The sequence below is a fragment of the Bauldia sp. genome (assembly GCA_037200845.1).
Classification (GTDB): domain Bacteria; phylum Pseudomonadota; class Alphaproteobacteria; order Rhizobiales; family Kaistiaceae; genus DASZQY01.
On the sequence record JBBCGQ010000001.1, the window covers coordinates 1,190,768 to 1,208,110 of the forward strand.

At 67.8% G+C, this 17,343-nt stretch carries 17 protein-coding genes; 11 read left to right on the top strand and 6 right to left on the bottom strand.

The window, feature by feature from the left end; genetic code table 11:
- Positions 1-37 precede the first annotated feature (37 nt).
- Positions 38-832: an RNA methyltransferase gene (locus WDM94_05690; protein ID MEJ0012117.1), complete on the top strand. Its 795-nt coding sequence runs from the start codon at positions 38-40 to the stop codon at positions 830-832.
- On the opposite strand, the gene WDM94_05695 is transcribed toward WDM94_05690, so the two are convergent.
- Together WDM94_05695 and WDM94_05700 are read right to left on the bottom strand one after the other, a co-directional pair.
- On the bottom strand, positions 829-1,782 hold the full coding sequence (locus WDM94_05695; GenBank protein MEJ0012118.1) for a cytochrome c: 954 nt from the start codon (positions 1,780-1,782) through the stop codon (positions 829-831). The genes WDM94_05690 and WDM94_05695 overlap by 4 nt on opposite strands.
- A gap of 18 nt (positions 1,783-1,800) precedes the next feature.
- On the bottom strand, positions 1,801-2,427 hold the full coding sequence (locus WDM94_05700; GenBank protein MEJ0012119.1) for a tRNA-uridine aminocarboxypropyltransferase: 627 nt from the start codon (positions 2,425-2,427) through the stop codon (positions 1,801-1,803).
- Between the two features lie 252 nt (positions 2,428-2,679).
- Between WDM94_05700 and WDM94_05705 the strand changes: the two genes are divergently transcribed.
- The 5 genes from WDM94_05705 to WDM94_05725 all read left to right on the top strand — a co-directional run bounded on the left by WDM94_05705 (position 2,680) and on the right by WDM94_05725 (position 7,390).
- Positions 2,680-4,644: an ATP-binding protein gene (locus WDM94_05705; GenBank protein ID MEJ0012120.1), complete on the top strand. Its 1,965-nt coding sequence runs from the start codon at positions 2,680-2,682 to the stop codon at positions 4,642-4,644.
- Positions 4,645-4,646: 2 nt separating this feature from the next.
- Positions 4,647-5,072, top strand: a complete 426-nt coding sequence (locus WDM94_05710; protein ID MEJ0012121.1) for a response regulator — start codon at positions 4,647-4,649, stop codon at positions 5,070-5,072.
- Positions 5,073-5,117: 45 nt separating this feature from the next.
- Positions 5,118-6,851: an EAL domain-containing protein gene (locus WDM94_05715; protein ID MEJ0012122.1), complete on the top strand. Its 1,734-nt coding sequence runs from the start codon at positions 5,118-5,120 to the stop codon at positions 6,849-6,851.
- 240 nt (positions 6,852-7,091) lie between these two features.
- Complete coding sequence (locus WDM94_05720) at positions 7,092-7,238, top strand: hypothetical protein (protein MEJ0012123.1); 147 nt, start codon at positions 7,092-7,094, stop codon at positions 7,236-7,238.
- A gap of 17 nt (positions 7,239-7,255) precedes the next feature.
- Positions 7,256-7,390 carry a hypothetical protein gene (locus WDM94_05725; protein ID MEJ0012124.1) on the top strand — a complete coding sequence of 45 codons (135 nt, stop codon included), beginning with the start codon at positions 7,256-7,258 and terminating at the stop codon, positions 7,388-7,390.
- Here the strand turns inward: WDM94_05725 and WDM94_05730 are convergent.
- Positions 7,387-8,316: a hypothetical protein gene (locus tag WDM94_05730; protein ID MEJ0012125.1), complete on the bottom strand. Its 930-nt coding sequence runs from the start codon at positions 8,314-8,316 to the stop codon at positions 7,387-7,389. The genes WDM94_05725 and WDM94_05730 overlap by 4 nt on opposite strands.
- A gap of 126 nt (positions 8,317-8,442) precedes the next feature.
- Here WDM94_05730 and WDM94_05735 point away from each other — a divergent pair, with 126 nt between their 5' ends.
- The 3 genes from WDM94_05735 to WDM94_05745 all read left to right on the top strand — a co-directional run bounded on the left by WDM94_05735 (position 8,443) and on the right by WDM94_05745 (position 11,140).
- Positions 8,443-8,817 (top strand): hypothetical protein, encoded by a 375-nt coding sequence (locus WDM94_05735; protein MEJ0012126.1) that lies wholly within the window; start codon positions 8,443-8,445, stop codon positions 8,815-8,817.
- Position 8,818: 1 nt separating this feature from the next.
- On the top strand, positions 8,819-10,474 hold the full coding sequence (locus tag WDM94_05740; protein MEJ0012127.1) for a thiamine pyrophosphate-binding protein: 1,656 nt from the start codon (positions 8,819-8,821) through the stop codon (positions 10,472-10,474).
- Positions 10,475-10,600: 126 nt separating this feature from the next.
- The gene (locus WDM94_05745) at positions 10,601-11,140 is read left to right on the top strand and encodes a GNAT family N-acetyltransferase (GenBank protein MEJ0012128.1); all 540 of its coding nucleotides are present in this window, start codon (positions 10,601-10,603) and stop codon (positions 11,138-11,140) included.
- Between the two features lie 218 nt (positions 11,141-11,358).
- On the opposite strand, the gene xseA is transcribed toward WDM94_05745, so the two are convergent.
- Together xseA and WDM94_05755 are read right to left on the bottom strand one after the other, a co-directional pair.
- Positions 11,359-12,786 carry an exodeoxyribonuclease VII large subunit gene (xseA, locus tag WDM94_05750; protein ID MEJ0012129.1) on the bottom strand — a complete coding sequence of 476 codons (1,428 nt, stop codon included), beginning with the start codon at positions 12,784-12,786 and terminating at the stop codon, positions 11,359-11,361.
- A 328-nt stretch (positions 12,787-13,114) separates the two neighbouring features.
- Positions 13,115-13,591 carry a c-type cytochrome gene (locus tag WDM94_05755; protein ID MEJ0012130.1) on the bottom strand — a complete coding sequence of 159 codons (477 nt, stop codon included), beginning with the start codon at positions 13,589-13,591 and terminating at the stop codon, positions 13,115-13,117.
- A gap of 263 nt (positions 13,592-13,854) precedes the next feature.
- On the opposite strand from WDM94_05755, the gene WDM94_05760 reads away from it, so the two are divergent.
- Entirely contained in the window at positions 13,855-14,607 is a 753-nt protein-coding gene (locus tag WDM94_05760; GenBank protein ID MEJ0012131.1) for a 16S rRNA (uracil(1498)-N(3))-methyltransferase, read from the top strand.
- 215 nt (positions 14,608-14,822) lie between these two features.
- Here WDM94_05760 and WDM94_05765 read toward each other — a convergent pair whose 3' ends face one another.
- Positions 14,823-15,692, bottom strand: coding sequence for an NAD(P)-binding domain-containing protein (locus WDM94_05765; protein MEJ0012132.1), 870 nt, complete (start codon positions 15,690-15,692; stop codon positions 14,823-14,825).
- A gap of 17 nt (positions 15,693-15,709) precedes the next feature.
- Here WDM94_05765 and WDM94_05770 point away from each other — a divergent pair, with 17 nt between their 5' ends.
- A complete protein-coding gene (locus WDM94_05770; protein ID MEJ0012133.1) occupies positions 15,710-17,080 on the top strand; it encodes a glutamate--cysteine ligase in 1,371 nt (456 codons plus the stop codon).
- Positions 17,081-17,343: the final 263 nt, after the last annotated feature.

Sequence of the window (17,343 nt, forward strand, 5' to 3'; positions counted from 1 at the left end):
CTATTCAGCCGGCGCCGCGCCCGCCACAAGTCAAAATATGCCCGCGCTCATCCCGATCGACGATCCACTGGACTCGCGCATCGCCGCCTACCGCGACATCCGCGAGCGCGATCTCGTCGGCCGCGACGGCTTGTTCGTCGCCGAGGGCGAGGTCGTCGTCCGCGTGCTGCTGACGCGCTCGCTCTACCGCCCGGTGTCCCTGCTCATCTCGGAAAAGCGCATCGCGACATTGGCCGACATCGTCCCGCCGGACCTGCCGGTGTTCGTCGCCGCCCAGCCGATACTGGACGCCATCGCCGGCTTCCATCTCCACCGCGGCATCCTCGCGCTCGGCCGCGCCAATCCCGCGGTCGCCGCCGCGTCGTTGCTGGCCTCGCTGCCGCCGCGCGCCACTGTCGTCGTCCTGTTCGCCATCGCCAACCACGACAATATGGGCGGCATCTTCCGCAACGCCGCCGCCTTCGGCGCCGACGCGGTGATCCTCGACGCCGCCTGCTGCGACCCGCTCTACCGCAAGGCGATCCGCGTCTCGGTCGGCGCCGCGCTGACCGTCCCCTTCGCCCGCCTCGCATCGGGCGACGACGCCATCGCGCTCCTCCGCTCGCAAAACTTCACGCCGCTGGCGCTCAGCCCGCGCGGCGCGACGGCGCTGTCCGAGCTCCGGCCGCCGCCACGCGTCGCCGCGCTCTTCGGCACCGAAGGCCCCGGCCTGCCGGACGAAATCATGGCCCGCGCCGAGACCGTGCGCATCGAGATGCCCGGCGCGATGGATTCGCTGAACGTCGCCACCGCCAGCGGCATAGTGCTCCACCGCCTCGCGTCGAGGAGCTAAGACGCCGGCGGCGCCGGCGCCCCCGCCGGCCGCTGCGGTCGCGGCGGACTGTCCTGCGGCGGCAGTTGCTTGAGATACGCCACGATCGCCGCGAGGTCGCTCTCCGGCAGGTGCGCCAGGTTCTGCTGCACCTCGAGCATGATGCCGTTGAAATCCTGCCCCATCTCAAGGTCGAACAGCAGATCGTCCGCCGACGTGTCGCCGATGCCGCCCTTGCCGGGCGTCAGGTTTGGCGCCCGTCCGCGGCCGGAAAGATTGGGCGCCCCGGCAAACGCGTGCGTGTAGTCGAGACCGCCGAGATCGAACAGCGTGCGCGGCGTGTGGCACTCGTTGCAGTGCCCCGGCCCCTCGACGAGATAGGCGCCGCGGTTGACCTCGGCCGACTTCACCGGATCGGGCACAAATTCCTTGCCGTCGAGGAACATGAGCTGCCACAGCCCCAGCCCGCCCCGGATGTTGAGCGGGAAGGGCAGGGCGTCCGCCTTGTTCTCCGCCTTCACCGGCGGCAGCGTGTCGAGGAATGCCTTGAGGTCGACGATGTCGGCGACCGGCATCCGCTGGTACGACGTGTACGGGAACGATGGATAGAGATGCGTCCCGTCCGGCGCGATGCCGCGCTTCATCGCATTGACGAAGTCGAGCGTCGTCCACTTGCCGATGCCGGTGTCGGGGTCCGGCGAAATGTTCGGCGGATAGAACGTGCCGAATTTTGAGGTCAGCGGCCTGCCGCCGCCGAGCATCGGCTTCGCGTCCGCTACGCTGGCGCCGGCGGAGAGATGGCACGAGACGCACCCGCCCGCCCAGAACAGCAACTCGCCGCGCGTTGCATCGCCGGGCGTCGTCGGCACGACGGAAGCCGCCAGCGGCCGCGGCTCGGTCAGTATCCAGAACGCCGCACCGCCGGCCACGATGACGACAGCCAGTCCGGTAAGCCAGCCGCGCAGCGCCATCCGTACGATCTCCGAGTTTCAGCCCTTACCGACGTGAACACCCGAGGCGCGGATTCTATCGAGCATGCGCTGAAAATTTTCGTTGAGCCGGGTTTCGATCTCCGGCCGTTTCTCTAGCCGGCTAAGCAACAGCCCGGCCGCCTCGATGGTCGACAGCCCCTCGCGCCGCGGCTCGCGCCGGAGATTCCCGTAGAGCGACGGCCGCTTCGGGTTGAGCGCCACGCGCTTGCCCTTCAGCACCCACGCGTTCCGCCACCACAAGGTCTTCGCCTGGCTCCAGGTTCCGTCGAAGACGACGACGCCCTGGATGTGCGCCAGCTCCTGCTCTTGGTCGGGCAGCGCCACGCCCTTCTTGTCGAGCACGACGACCTCGCGCCCTTTCGGAAAATCGGCGGCATGCGCGGAGCCCAGATGCAATATCGCCCATCGCTTCGGGTCGGCCGCGCGTCCGAGCGCCTTGCCGAGGCTCGCCCACGACAGCCCGATCTTGAACGTCGCGTTGGTCAGGCTCGCTGCCGCGAGCTTCGCCGTGCCGAGTATGTTGTCCTGCTCCTGCGGATGCTGAAGGATCAGCAACGCGATGCGGTTCTCGATCGGCGTGACGGCGTCGTCGTTTCCTGAGTTCGCAAGTGCCGCATCAACCATGGGGATGACAACCTTCGTCGCGTGCCGGTGCATTTGCAGGTTTCACGCCGCCCACACGCTTTTGTGATTTAAGTTCGCACCATGAGACACTTCGCGAATATTCTGACATTTGGCCTCGGCGTTGCCGGCGATTCTTGCCCGGAATTCCGCAATTCTTAACTTGCGGCGCCGGAAACTGCGCGGATTGATTCGGGTTGTGACTCTGGGTCCCCTATGGCCGCACTGGACACCGCCCCGCCGGGTGGGCACCGGGTGAACGACGCGTCGCCGGAAGCGCCGCTCACGCGCCTGCGTACGGTCCGCTTTGGCCTCGCGTCGCAGATTGCGCTGTGGGCCATCGTCCTCGGCACGATCACCGCCGCCACTGTGTCCTTCTTCCTCTACCGGGGCAACGTCGCGATCCTGATGGAGCGCCAGCAGCAGACGCTGACCGCTTCGCTCGATCTCGCCGCCTCGCGCATCTCCACCCGCTTCGATTCGGCCGAGCGCGACGCCGTGTTCATGGCCCGGACGCCCGCCGTCAGCGACCTCGTCGCCGCCGTCTCCAACGGCGCCATAGCGCCGGCTGAGGGCGAGCCGATCGCCACCTCGCTCGACCGTGTCGCCGTCATCTTCAGCGCGCTGCTCGATGCCCGCCCGGGATATTTCGATGCGCTGTTCCTCGACGCGTCGGGTAGCGAGATCGTCCGCGTCAATCGCACCGCTACCGGCGTCATCAGCCGCACCGCGGCGGCCGACCTCCAGGACAAGAGCGCGCGGCCCTATTTCATCGCTGCCGCGGGTGCGGCGCCCGGCGCCGTCCTCATCTCCGACGTCGAGCTCAACCAGGAGCACGGCCGCATCGAGCTTCCTTACCGGCCGACGGCGCACGTCGCGACGCCGCTCCACGACGCCACCGGCCGCCTCGCCGGCGTCATCGTGCTCAATCTCGAGCTGAAAAGTCTGTTCGACGTCGTCGAGCGGACGCTCGGCCGCGAGAGCCAGAATTTCATCACCAACCAGGCCGGCGACTACCTCGCCAATCCGCTGAACGAGAAGACCTTCGGCTTCGACCTCGCCACGCGCTATCGCCTGCAGGACGACTATCCCGAGTTCGCCCCGCTCCTCGCCGGCGGCGACGCGACCTTCTCCGGCACGGTGACGCGCCCGGCCGGCACCTACCTCGCCGTTGCCGATCGCGTCCCGTTCGATCCGGCCGACCCCGCCCGCTTCCTCGCCGTCGCCGCGGTGCTGTCCAACGACGCGCTGCTCGCCCGCACCAACGGCGTCCGCGACATGACGGTGCTCGTCGCCTCGCTGATGATCGCCTTCGGCGTCGCCATCGCCGTGTTCCTGTCGCGGCTGATCGTGCGGCCGCTGCGCTCCCTCACCGCCGACGCCGCGGCGATCACCGCCGGCCGCCGCGACGTCGATTTCAGCCGGACGCTGAAGCGCCGCGACGAGACCGGCGAACTGTCGCGCGCGCTGGCGCTGATGATGAAGGAGATCGGCGAGCGCGAGGACCGCCTGACGGCGCAGACCGACGAACTGACGCGCTCCAACCAGGAGCTGGCGCAGTTCGCCTACGTCGCCTCGCACGACCTGCAGGAGCCGCTGCGCATGGTCGGCAGCTACCTCGAGCTGCTCTCCCGTCGCTACGAGGGCAAGCTCGACGACGAGGCGCAGGAGTTCATCGGCTTCGCCGTCGATGGTGCCACGCGCATGAAGCGCCTGATCAACGACCTCCTCGGCTACTCGCGCGCCGGCAACGCGCCGCTGAAGCTCGAGACCGTCGAGGCCCGCGACGTCGTCCAGACCGTGCTCGCCCAGCTCGCCCTGCATGTCGCCGAGACCGGGGCCGACGTCCAGGTCGGCCGGCTGCCGAAGATCCGCGTCGACCCGGTGCAATTCTCCCGCGTCTTCCAGAACCTCATCGAGAACGCGTTGAAGTACCGCTCCGACAAGAAGCCGGTGATCCGCATCGACGCCCGCCGCGTCGATGGCGCCATCCGTTTCGCCGTCGCCGACAACGGCATCGGCATCGATCCCGTCTTCAAGGACAAGATTTTCGAGATATTCAAGCGCCTGCACGGCCGCGACCGCTACTCCGGCACCGGCATCGGCCTCGCCGTGTCGAAGCTGGTGGTCGAGCGCCACGGCGGCCGCATCTGGGTCGAGCCCGCGCCGGACGGCGGCTCGATCTTCTATTTCACGATCCCCGACACGAAGGCGGCTTGAGCATGGCGAAGCCCATCGAAATTCTGCTGGTCGAGGACAACCCCGCCGAGGTCCGCCTGACCATCGAGGGCCTCAAGGAGGCCCGCATCGCCAACAACCTCAACGCCGTCATGGACGGTCAGAGCGCCATCGACTACCTGCAGCGGCGCGGCAGATACGGTGACGCCGTCCGGCCGGATCTCGTGCTGCTCGACCTCAATCTCCCGGGCATCGACGGCCGTTCCGTGCTCATCCACATCAAGGAAGACCCACAACTCAAGATAATTCCGGTCGTAATTATTACATCTTCCGAGGCTGAATCAGACATCATCAAGTCATACGAGGCTCACGCCAACTGCTTTATTTCAAAACCCATCGACTTTGATGGATTTACGAAGGTAATCCGCTCGATCGAACACTTTTGGTTTACTGTTGTGAGACTACCGTGACGATGCAACTGATCCGGGAATTTGGCGTGCCTGTGTGAAGGTGTCATGGACGAGGTCATCACCCATTCGCTGTCCGTACTGCTGGTCGAGGATAACCCCGGCGACCGGCGGCTGACCGAGTTCGCGCTCCAGGATGCCGGGCGCGACGCCGAGGTCGTGTGCACGGTCGCCGCCGTCGACTCGCTCGCCGCCGCGCTCGCCCACCTCGAGCAGGTGAAAGGCGCCGTCGATGCCATCCTGCTCGATCTCGATCTGCCCGACGCCCTCGGCCTCGACGGACTGCGCTCCATGCGCGGCGCCGCCGCCCATGTGCCGATCATCGTCTTGACCGGCCTGTCCGATCTCAAGATCGCCGGCGAGGCGTTGAAGAACGGGGCAGGGGATTACCTCGAGAAGGGCGAGATCCAGCCGCGCACGCTGCTGCGCGCCATCCGCTACGCCATCGAGCGCAAGAAGAGCGAGACTGAGCTGCTCCGTCTCGCCCGCACGGATTCGCTGACCGGCCTGCTCAACCGCCGCGCCTTCTTCGAGCAGCTCGACGCCGCCCTCATCCAGTCGCGCCGCAACGAGCTGCCCTGCGCGGTGATCCTGTTCGATGTCGACCGCTTCAAGGAGATCAACGACGTCTTCGGCCACAAGACCGGCGACAACGTCCTGATCGAGGTCACCCGGCGCCTGCGCGAGCAGCTCCGCGAGACCGATACCATCGCCCGCATCGGCGGCGACGAGTTCGCCATCCTCGCCACCAACCTGCGCTCGGAAGGCTCCGCCATGGAGATCGCCGAGAAGGTCTCGCGCGCCGTGAGCGGCATCACCGAGCTGGAAGACATGCGCCTCGACGTCTCGATCAGCGTCGGCATCTCCGTCTTCCCGAACGATGATTCCAGCGCCGACGTCCTCGTCTCCCACGCCGACCTCGCGATGTACAAGTCGAAGGCCAGCAAGAAGGGCTCGATCAACTTCTTCGACGCGCGCATGGACGCCGTCGTCAAGGCGCGCCACGCCCTCAAGCGCTCGATGCCCGAGGACATCCTCGCCGGCCGCTTCTACCTGCTGTTCCAACCGATCGTGGACGCCACCACCCGCCGCCTGATCGGCGCCGAGGGCCTCGCCCGCTGGCGCGACCTCGAGAACAAGATCATCACGCCGACCGAGTTCATCCCGATCGCCGAGGAGTCCGGCTCGATCGCCAACCTCGGCAACCGCCTGCTGGAAGAAGCCTGCGCCCAGATCCGCGCCTGGGCCGACATGCAGAAGGCGCTGGTGCCGATCTCGATGAACATCTCGCCGATGCAGTGCCGCGATCCCGGCTTCGCGACGCGGCTGATCGCGACCATGGAGCGCCTCGAGGTCCCCTCCAATCTCATCAACATCGAGATGACCGAGTCGACCATCTTCAAGAACATCGAGGTCATCCAGAAGAACCTCGACATGCTCAAGACCTACGGCGTCGGCGTCCACATCGACGACTTCGGCACCGGCTACTCGTCGCTGTCGCTGCTCCGCGACCTGCCGCTCTCCGCCGTCAAAATCGACCGCAGCTTCGTCCGCGACATCGGCAAGGTTGCCGGCTCCGAGCTGATCGTGCAGGCGGTCGTCGACCTCGCCAGGAAGCTCGGCTTCCAGACCATCGCCGAGGGCGTCGAGACCGAGGACCAGGTCGCCGCGCTCCGCGACATGGGCGTCAACGGCCTCCAGGGCTACTACTTCTCCAAGCCGGTGCCGGGCGCCCAGCTCGCCGGCTGGCTGCAGAAAAGCGAAGCGTACCTGGTCGCCTGATCGCGCGCGTCAGAAGCTCCACGCTTGAACAATCCGAGCCCTCCCCTTGTGGGAGGGCCGAAACCGCGAGAGCGGTTTCGGGGAGGGGTGTGCCTCCTCCGCAGGGTTGCCGGTTGCTGCCCTCACCCTTCGGCTCTCCCCGTTGGGGAGGGGGGAACGCCTCACCATCGGTTCGTCCCCTCTACCCGAAGGGGAGAGGGCTGTTTCTCTTGGCGAGCGCAGCGAGCCTGGAGAAACAGGGTGAGGGCCGAGGCCGCCAAACGGCAGTGCTGGACGCCATCCTGCACGCTCGCCTATCGCTTCGGCATCAAGGGCAATGAGCCGTTCGCCGCCTTCACCGTCGTCTACGTCCTGCTCACGCTGGCGCTGTTCGTCGCCGTGCCCTAGCCCTGTGGGCGACGCTGGTGCTCGCCGCCCTCGGCCCGATCGGCCTGACCGTCACCTTCAACAACACCGTCCGCGACAAGACTCTCGACCACGTCATCCGGGGGGTCGACGCCGCCGTCGTGCTTTACGCGATCTGGCTTCTGTTCTTCTAGAACTTGTAGCCGTTGGCGTTGAGGAACAGCCTGAGCCGCTCGGGAAACTTCAGAACCTTGCGGTCCTTCGCCGCGCAATTGTCGGGGTCGTCACCGTTCGGGCAGACTTCCTCGCCCTCGTCGTGCGCCGCGTCCCAGTGCGTGTTGATCTGCTGCCAGGCGTCGGCGCCTTCGCCGAGGCGGATCTTCTCGCCGAGCCAGCCGGCGAGGAACCCCGGCGACTTCCAGCGCGCATCGGGCTCGATCGAGTCTTCCAGCTCCTTCAGCCACGCCCGGTGCGCGCCGAGGAAGCGCGTGTCGGTGGTGAGGTCGATCACCTTGCCGTCGCGTACCGTGTAGATGACGCGCGGCGCCGCGCTGCACGCCGTGCAGTCGAACCGGTTGATGAAGTTGATGTCGACGGTCGCGATTTCGGCGACGCCGTCGCCGTCGAGGTCCTGCAGGTAGCCGCCGTCGCCGTCGAAATCGCCGACCGGCACCGACACCCACTGCTGGCCGACCTGCTCGGCGATGATCACGGTCGAGCAGCAGCCGCCCGAGTAGCTCTGGAAGTAGACCTCCTGGTGCTGGTTGTCGGGGTCCATCTCGGCGATGCTCGCCTCCGCCGCCGGCTCGTCGACGTCGCCGGCGGTCCCCGGCGCCTCCAGCACCTGCTTGCCGTCGATGGTGACGGTGAGCATCGGCGTATCGTTGTCCGGGTCGAGGTCGGGCCGCGTCAGCATCGTGATGGTCGCCGTGATGCCGGCGGCGGTCACCGTCGCGGTCTTGGCGTCTTCCGCGAATTCCGAGGTCGGGAACGCCGGCTTCACCGCATCCGGATCGTCGTCGCCCGGAACGACATCCTGCGCCTGCACTGCGCCGGCAAGCGTCAGCCCCAGCGCCAGCGCCGCCATCGATCCAAGTATCCACGATCTGAGATCGGCCACGCATTCCTCCAGAAGGGCAGGGGCGACAGATTAGCCTTGCCGCCGCCCGGGGCAATGACGAACTGGCCGCGCCCCGTACCGCTCTGCTAGTTTGCCGCACGACGTCCCGCCACCGGAGCCGCTCCCATGCCCAGTTTCCTCAAGACCATCCGGCTCAATCTCGCCCGCACGCCGGAGCATCCGGAAGGCAGCGACCAGCATTTTTACCGTTTCACCGCGCCGCTCACCGCCGACGGTCACCTCGATCCGGAAGGCTGGAAGAAGAACCGCGACAAGTGCCGCGTCGTCCGCTCCTGGGGCGGCGTCGAGGAAGACATCGGCCACCTGATCCACCGCCCGGGCGGCTCGTGGGGCTTCACCTACGACATCGAGGGTGACGACGGCGATGAGTCGGGCTACCGCCTCGGCAGCCACAAGTTCACGCTCGGCGAGTACGTCACCATCCGCGACGACGACGGCAAGGAACAGACCTTCTGGGTGGCGTCCGTCATCGATGCCTGAGATGAAGACGGCGGCGCGCCTCATCGCCGAGGCGCTGGTCGCGAACCATGTCGAGCGCATCTTCTGCGTGCCGGGCGAAAGCTACCTGGCGCTGCTCGACGCGCTCTACGACACGAACATCGCCGTCACCGTCTTCCGCCACGAGGGCGCCGCGGCGATGGCGGCGGAAGCCTGGGGCAAGCTGACCGGCCATCCCGGCATCGTCATGGTGACGCGCGGCCCCGGCGCCACTAACGCCAGCGCCGGCATCCACGTCGCCCGCCAGGACTCGACGCCGCTCATCATGTTCGTCGGCCAGATCGCGCGTTCCATGCGCGGCCGCGAAGCCTTCCAGGAAGTTGACATGCGCGCCGCCTTCGCACCGCTGGCGAAATGGGCCGACGAGATCGACGACGCCGGCCGCGTGCCCGAGTTCGTCTCGCGCGCCTTCCACGTCGCGGTCAGCGGTCGCCCCGGCCCGGTCGTGCTGGCGCTGCCCGAAGACATGCTCCGCGACGAAACCGACGCCACCAATCCGGAACCGGCGACGCAGGTCCACACCCACCCCGGCCTCACCCAGATGGCGCATCTCCAGAAGATGCTGTGGGCGGCGAAAAATCCGTTCGTCATCCTCGGCGGCTCGCGCTGGAACGAAGCTTCCGTCGCCGGCATGCAGCGCTTCGCCGAGCGTTTCGATCTGCCGGTCGGCGTCTCCTTCCGCCGCCAGCATCTGTTCAACCACGATCACCCGAACTACGCCGGCGACGTCGGCCTCGGCCCCAACCCGGCGCTGATCCAGCGCATCAGCAACGCCGATCTCGTGCTGCTGGTCGGCGGCCGCCTCAGCGAAAATCCGTCGCAGGGCTACACGCTGCTCGCCATCCCCGAGCCGCGGCAGCAGCTCGTCCACGTCCACCCCGGCGCCGAGGAACTCGGCCGCGTCTATCGCCCGGCGCTTGCCATCAACGCCAGCCCGGCGGCCTTCGTCGCGGCGCTGGAATCGGTGCATCCGCCGCACCGCGAAATCCCGTGGAGCGCGGAGACCAAAGCCGCCCGCGCCTCCTTCGAGGCGTGGACCGCGCCGGTGAAATCGCCCGGCCCGGTGCAGATGTACGAGATCGTCGCGTGGCTCCGCGGGCATCTCGCCGACGACGCCATCATCGCCAACGGCGCCGGCAACTACGCCACCTGGATCCACCGCTACTTCCGCTTCCGCCGCTACCACACCCAGGTCGCCCCGACCTCCGGCTCGATGGGCTACGGCCTGCCCGCCGCGATCGCCGCGAAACTCAAATTCCCCGAGCGCACCGTCGTCTGCTTCGCCGGCGACGGCGACTTCCAGATGACCGCCAACGAATTCCAGACCGCGGTGCAGTACGACGCCGCCGTCATCGTGGTCGTAGTGAACAACGGCATCCACGGCACCATCCGCATGCACCAGGAGCGCCACTACCCGGCGCGCGCCATCGCCACCGACATCACTAGCCCCGACTTCGCCGCGCTGGCAAAGGCCCACGGCGGCCATGGCGAGACAGTGCTGGCAACGGCCGACTTCGCCCCAGCCTTCGCCCGCGCCGAAGCCAGCGGCAAACCCGCGATCATCGAAATAAAACTCGATCCCGAAATCATCGCGCCGACGGCGACGCTGTCCGAGATCAGAGGGAAGGGCAGGCGCTAGCCTTTCCGTCCCGAGGAATGACCGAAGCTCCGCTTGAGCCCTCCCCTTGCGGGAGGGCCGAAACCGCAAAGCGGTTTCGGGGAGGGGTGTCTCTCCTCCGCACCCCCACCTGATAAAGTCAGGCCCATGCCGCTCGCCTTCACCCCCGTCACCCAGGCAAACCTCGCCGACTTCGAAGCCTTCTTCGCCGCCCGCGGCGCGCCAAAGCACTGCTGGTGCATGGTCTGGCGCCGCTCCACGGCCGAGTCGCACGACCACACCCCGGCCGACCGCAAGCGCCAGATGAAGCAACGCATCGCTGCCGGCACGCCGATCGGCCTCATCGCCCGCGACGGCGCCGAGCCCGCCGGCTGGGTCTCCGTCGCGCCGCGTGAAACCTACCGCAACCTCGGCGGCCCGCCCGCGAGCCCCGGCGAGAACATCTGGTCGATCGCCTGCTTCTACGTCCCGAGAAGCCGCCGCGGCAAAGGCACCGTCCGCCGCCTCATCCAAGGCGCCATCGCCCACGCCAAGCGCGAGGGCGCCACGATCGTGGAAGCCTACCCAGTCCCACCCGACGCCCCGAGCTATCGCTTCATGGGCTTCATCCCGGTGTTCGCCGACGCGGGCTTCACCGACGAAGGCATGGCCGGCATCCGCCGCCACGTCATGCGGTTGGAGGTCTGAGCGCAAGTCTTGGTTAGTCACCTCTCCCTGAGGGAGAGGGCTTTGAGCCTTGGCGAACGAAGTGAGCCTAGGCGAAAAGGGTGAGGGGTTAGGGACAGGAGTTGTAAGCGACGGGTCCCTAACCCCTCACCCTTCGTCTCTAGTTCGCTCCGCTCACAAGAGCCGAAGCCCTCTCCCTCAGGGAGAGGTGACAAACGAACATTGAGTCCCATACGCCCCTACAACAAACTCCCCTGCGCCCCGCCATCGCCGCCATCGCGCCGCTTGCGCCGCGGCGCCGCGGTGATGCCGTTGGAAACCGCCGCGACATGCCCATCGTGAAACTCGATGCTGAGCGCCTTGCCGCGCGGCACCGCCGCGGCCGAGCGCACCGGCTCGCCATCCGCCGACACGAGCGCAAACCCCCGCGCCAGCACGGAGCGATACGACACCACCTCCAGCAGCTTCTCTGCTGCGGCCAGCTTCGCGCCAAGCCGCTCCATCCGCCGCGCCAGCGCCACCTGCTTGCGCGATACCAGCGCGGCAAGCCGCTCGCCGCATGTCGCCATCATCCGCTGCACGCCGGCGAGCGATAGCCGCCCGCTCGCCCGCTCGAACGCGCCGCGATGCACGCGCGCGTTGGCGGTGAGCGCCAGCCCGATACGGCTGGCGAGATCGTCGACCGCCCGCCGCGCATTCGCCAGAAGATCCTCCGGCTTCGGCAAAGCCCGCGCCGCCGCCCGCAAGTCGCGTCGCCCGGCCTCGACGCGCCTGAGCGCACCACCGGCGAGCCGCGCCGAGAATCCCTCGACCGCCGCGACCAGCTCCGAACGCACCGGCACCGCCATCTCGGCGGCGGCCGTCGGCGTCGGCGCGCGCCGGTCGGCGGCCATGTCGATCAGCGTGAAATCCGTCTCGTGCCCGACCGCGGAGATCAGCGGGATCGCGGAGGCCGCCGCGGCGCGCACCACGATCTCCTCGTTGAACGCCCACAGGTCCTCGAGGCTGCCGCCGCCGCGCGCCACGATGATGACGTCCGGCCGCGGATAGCGCCCGCCGGCGGCGAACGCGTTGAAGCCCGCGATCGCCGCCGCGACTTCCGCCGCCGACGTCTCGCCCTGCACGCGCACCGGCCAGACGATGACGCGCGTCGGGAACCGGTCCGACAGCCGGTGGAGAATGTCGCGGATGACGGCGCCGGTCGGCGAGGTGACGACGCCGATGACGCGCGGCAGGTAGGGCAGGGGCTTCTTACGCCCCTCCGCGAACAGCCCCTCGGCGGCGAGCGCCTTCCGCCGCGCATCGAGCAGCGCCATCAGCGCGCCGACGCCCGCCGGCTCCATCGCGTCGATCACGAGCTGATACTTCGACTGCCCCGGGAAGGTCGTCAGCTTCCCCGTGGCAATGACCTCGACGCCCTCCTGCGGCCGGAAGCGCAGCTTGGGCAGCGTCAGCCGCCAGACGACGGCCTCGATGCGCGCCTTGTCGTCCTTCAGCGAGAAGTACGAGTGGCCCGAGGTGTGCGCCCCCTTGAACCCGGAAATCTCGCCGCGCACGCGCACATAGCCGTAGGTGTCCTCGACGGTCTTGCGGAGCGCGTTCGAGATTTCCGAAACCGTATACTCGCCGACATTGGCCTTGGGCGGCGCCGCGATGAAATCCGTCATGAGCGAGACGTGCCGCCGTTATCCGATTTGGTCAAGCTGCAGACCAAAACTCCCCTTAGCCTCCTCCTTGCGGGGGAGGCCGAAAGTGCCGCGCGCAACGCGCCACGTTCGGGTAGGGGCAGCAATCCCCCAACTCACCCCGACGCTGCGATCTTGTTGATCCTCCCCTGCGTAGCGGGGGAGGGGGACCATGCGAAGCATGGTGGAGGGGGCGCATCCCAACGATCTCCGTTGGCCCCCTCAGTCGGCTTTGCCGACAGCTCCCCCGTAAACGGGGGAGCACCGTCGCAGTCTCGTGACCGATAACGGTCTCCGAGCAGAGGGATGCCTACGGCATCACCGGCGGCGCAAACACCAGATACGGCGTCTTCGGCTTCTGCCCCGGCGGCACATAGTCGGGCGCCGGATCGCCCGGCGCGCCGAGCGAGAGAATGTACTGGTGCAGCGAGCGCATCTGCACCTCGTCCAGCGCGTGCACATTGTAGAACGGCATCGGCGGCCGCACCTCGAACGTCTGCAGGAACTTCACCCAGTCGTCCTCGCTGAGCTTGCCGGCAACGATGCGCAGGTTGGCCGCGTAGGTCGTGCCCCACGGCCCGTTGTATCCGACCGGGTTGCCCTTCAGCGCGATGTCCGGATTGATGACGCCGCCCTTCTCGCCGTAGTCGGCGGTGTGGCAGTCGTGGCATCCGCCGATGATCGAGACGGTCTTGCCGTAGTCCGCGCTGGGCGCCGACGGCTCTGCCGCAAGCGCCGCAGTGGCGCCGGCCACCAGAAATGCGGCCGCTGAAATCAGTCGAAACATGGAAGCCTCCGTGGCAAATGGCTGGGCACAGAAATTTTCGCACAGTTGGCAGAAGCCTGCATCGGAACAATTCGAAACTGCGGTGAAAATCTCGTTGCTGTCGCCGGGAGGCCACGCTCCGCTTGCCTCCCCTTGCGGGGGAGGCCGAAGGTGCCGCGCCAGGCGCGCCACCTTCGGGCGGGGGCAACTTTCTTCCCTGACATCCTTCGGCGCGGCCGGAGGCCTCGACCGAAGGACCGGCCGCCCCGTACACTCCGCCCGAGATGATCCGCGACTTCACCTCCACCCGCCTCCACGTCCGCGCCGAGCTCGCGGCGGACGCCACCATCGACCTCGACCCGAAACAGTCGAACTACCTGGTCAACGTGCTCCGCCTCCGCCCCGGCGAATCGGTCCTCGTGTTCAACGGCAGCGATGGCGAGTGGCGCGCCGAGCTGTCGGCGTCAGGCAGGAAAAGCTGGCGCCTCGCCGCGACCGAACAGACCCGCCCGCAGCCCGCCGCGCCCGACCTCCACTACATCTTCGCGCCCCTGAAGCACGCCCGCCTCGACTACATGGTCGAGAAGGCGGTGGAGATGGGCGCCGGGCGTCTCCGCCCGGTGCTGACGCAGCACACCCAGGCGACGCGCGTGAACCGCGAGCGCATGGAAGCCAACGCGATCGAGGCCGCCGAGCAATGCGGCATCCTCTCGCTGCCGGCGATCGACGACCCCGTCGCATTGCCTGCGCTGCTCGATCAATGGCCGAAGGAAGAGAGCACCCGCCGCATCGTCTTCTGCGACGAGTCGGCCGAGGGCGACCCCATCGCGGTGCTGAAGGCGCTGCCGCCATCGCCGCTGGCTGTGCTGATCGGCCCCGAAGGCGGCTTCGCCGAAGACGAACGCGCGCTGCTCCGCCGGCTGCCGTTCGTCACCGCGATCAGCCTCGGCCCCCGCATCCTCCGCGCCGACACAGCGGCAGTTGCCGCGCTCGCCATAGTGCAAGCCATACTCGGCGATTGGCGAAGCTCCGCTTGAACCCTCCCCTTGCGGGAGGGTCAAACCGCCGAAGGCGGTTTGGGGAGGGGTGCCGCGAGCGCCGCCCTCCAGGCGACCGGAAAACCTGAGCGCCACCCTTCATCAGTCACCTCTCCCAGAGGGAGAGGGCTTCCGAACTTGGCGAGCGTGAGCGAGCCTGGGGAGGAAGGGTGAGGGGTTAGGGACAGGAGTTATAAGCGAGGGGTCCGCCCGCCTCACGCCGGCGAAGCAAAACTTCCCGGACTGTTCGCAGTCCCGCTAAGCTCCGGCAGCCGTTCCCGCTTTGCTTCCGCCAAGCCGCGCCGCACGGCTTCCGCGTCGTGGTCCTTGGTATAGACCGGCGAGTGCGGCTGCTGCCGCCACGACTCGTCGAGCCCGCCGGCATCGATCGGGTCGAAGCCGAGATCGTCGACAAGCTTGAGCACGATCGCCTTCGCCGCCGCATCGTCGCCGGCGACCGGCAGCGCGATCCGCCCCGGCGTGCCCTTCGGCTTGCCGCGTTCTGCCAGCGAGCGCGAGAAGATGTTGTTGAACGCCTTGGTGACCGGATGGCCGATCTGCTGTTCGACCCAGCGGCTTTCCGTCAGACCCGCTTCGATGCCCTCGATGCGGCCGTCGCGCTGGCGCGGATAATAGTTGCCCGTGTCGACGACCGGCACATGCTTCGGCACGTTGGCGAAAAGCCCGGCCGGCAGCTTCGCGATCTTCGCTTCCGGAATCGTGACCACGATCAGATCGACGTCGCGTACCGCGTCCTCAACCGTCACCGCCGTGGCGCCGGTCTCCGCGGCGAGCGCACGCAGCGTATCCGGCCCGCGCGAGTTTGCGACCTTCACCTGATGGCCGAGCGTCCGCAGCCGCCGCGCCAGGGTGCCGCCGATATTTCCGGCGCCGATGATGCCGATCTTCATGGGTTCCTCGCCTCGCTGGTTGAGGGGGTGCCAAGGCACATACCGCGTCCGCCTCGCTCGTCGAGAGGCGGCGAAAACGAAGTGGCAAAGTTGCGCGCCCGCCCCAGATTGAGGCAGAACGTCCCGCCGATTGCCCGCCTCCTGTCTCCCCGCTAATCTCCGCGCCCCATTCACCGGAAAGTTGTTCCCACATGGCCCGCGACGTCTCCGACGCGACGCCGATAGAATCCCGCGACCAGCTCGTTGAAGCGATTGCCTCAGGCGGCAAGCCGAAGGCGGCGTGGCGCGTCGGCACGGAGCACGAGAAATTCGGCTTCTACCTCGCCGATCATGCGCCGGTGCCTTACGAGGGCGACCGCGGCATCCGCCGCCTGCTCGAAGCCATGGAAGGCCTGCTCGGCTGGCAGCCGATCGTCGATGGCGCGCACGTCATCGGCCTGACCGACCCGACCGGGCAGGGCGCCATATCGCTGGAGCCCGGCGGCCAGTTCGAGTTGTCCGGCGCCCCGCTCGCCACCATCCACCAGACGGCCCGTGAGGTGAACGCGCATCTGGCGCAGGTGCGCGAATGCGCAACGCCGCTCGGCATCGGCTTCCTCGGCGCCGGCTTCTCGCCGCGCTGGACGCGCGCCGAAACGCCCGTGATGCCGAAGTCGCGCTACGCCATCATGGCGCGCTACATGCCCAAGGTCGGCGGCAAGGGCCTCGACATGATGTTCCGCACCTGCACCATCCAGGCTAACCTCGACTTCGCCGACGAGGCCGACATGGTCAGGAAGATGCGCGTCGGCCTGGCGCTCCAGCCGGTGGTCACGGCGCTCTTCGCCAACTCGCCGTTCACCGAGGGCAAGCCCAACGGCTACCAGTCCTATCGCTCCGAGATCTGGCTCGACACCGATCGTGACCGCACCGGCATGCTGCCCTTCGCCTTCGAGCGCGGCTTCGGCTTCGAGCAGTACGTCGACTGGGCGCTCGACGTGCCGATGTATTTCGTCAAGCGCGGCGACCACTACCACGACGTCGCCGGCGCCTCCTTCCGCGACCTCATGGCCGGCAAGCTCGCCGAGCTTCCCGGCGAGCACGCCACGTTGTCCGACTGGATGAACCACCTGTCGACGCTGTTCCCCGAGGTGCGCCTCAAGAAATATCTCGAGATGCGCGGCGCCGACGGCGGCGAGGGCAGCGTGATCTCCGCCGTTCCCGCGTTGTGGGTCGGCCTCATGTACGATTCCCTCGCGCTCGATGCCGCGTGGCAGATCGTGCAGGACTGGACCGAGGGCGAGCGCCAGCAGATGCGGAACGCCGTGCCCTTGACCGCCCTCGACACCCCGTTCCGCAACCGCACCGTCCGCGACATCGCCAACGAGGTCGTGGCGTTGGCGAAGGCCGGCCTCGTCCGCCGCGCCAACAAGGATCGCGAAGGCAACGACGAGTCGATCTACCTCGCCCCGGTCGAGGAGACTCTGGCCTCCGGCAAGACGCCGGCCGACCGCGTCCTCGACGAATACGAGAACGACTGGAACGGCGACATCGACAAGATTTTCACCACGCACGCCTACTAGCCGCCCGCTGTCCCCTCTCCCTCCACCTGCTCGGCGGCGCCTTCGCCTCCCCACCGCTGTCATCCTTCGGCGAGGCCGCAGGCCTCGACCGGAGGACCACGCCCAGCACGCACACCGTCGGTTGAAGTGAGGAGAGCGGTCCTCCGGTCGGCGCTGCGCGCCGCCGAAGGATGACAGCCTGGGGAGGGCCCACTTCGCCGCGCGCCACCCGTACCCGAAAACGAAAATGGCCCGCCGAGTAACCGGCGGGCCAGTCTACCGAA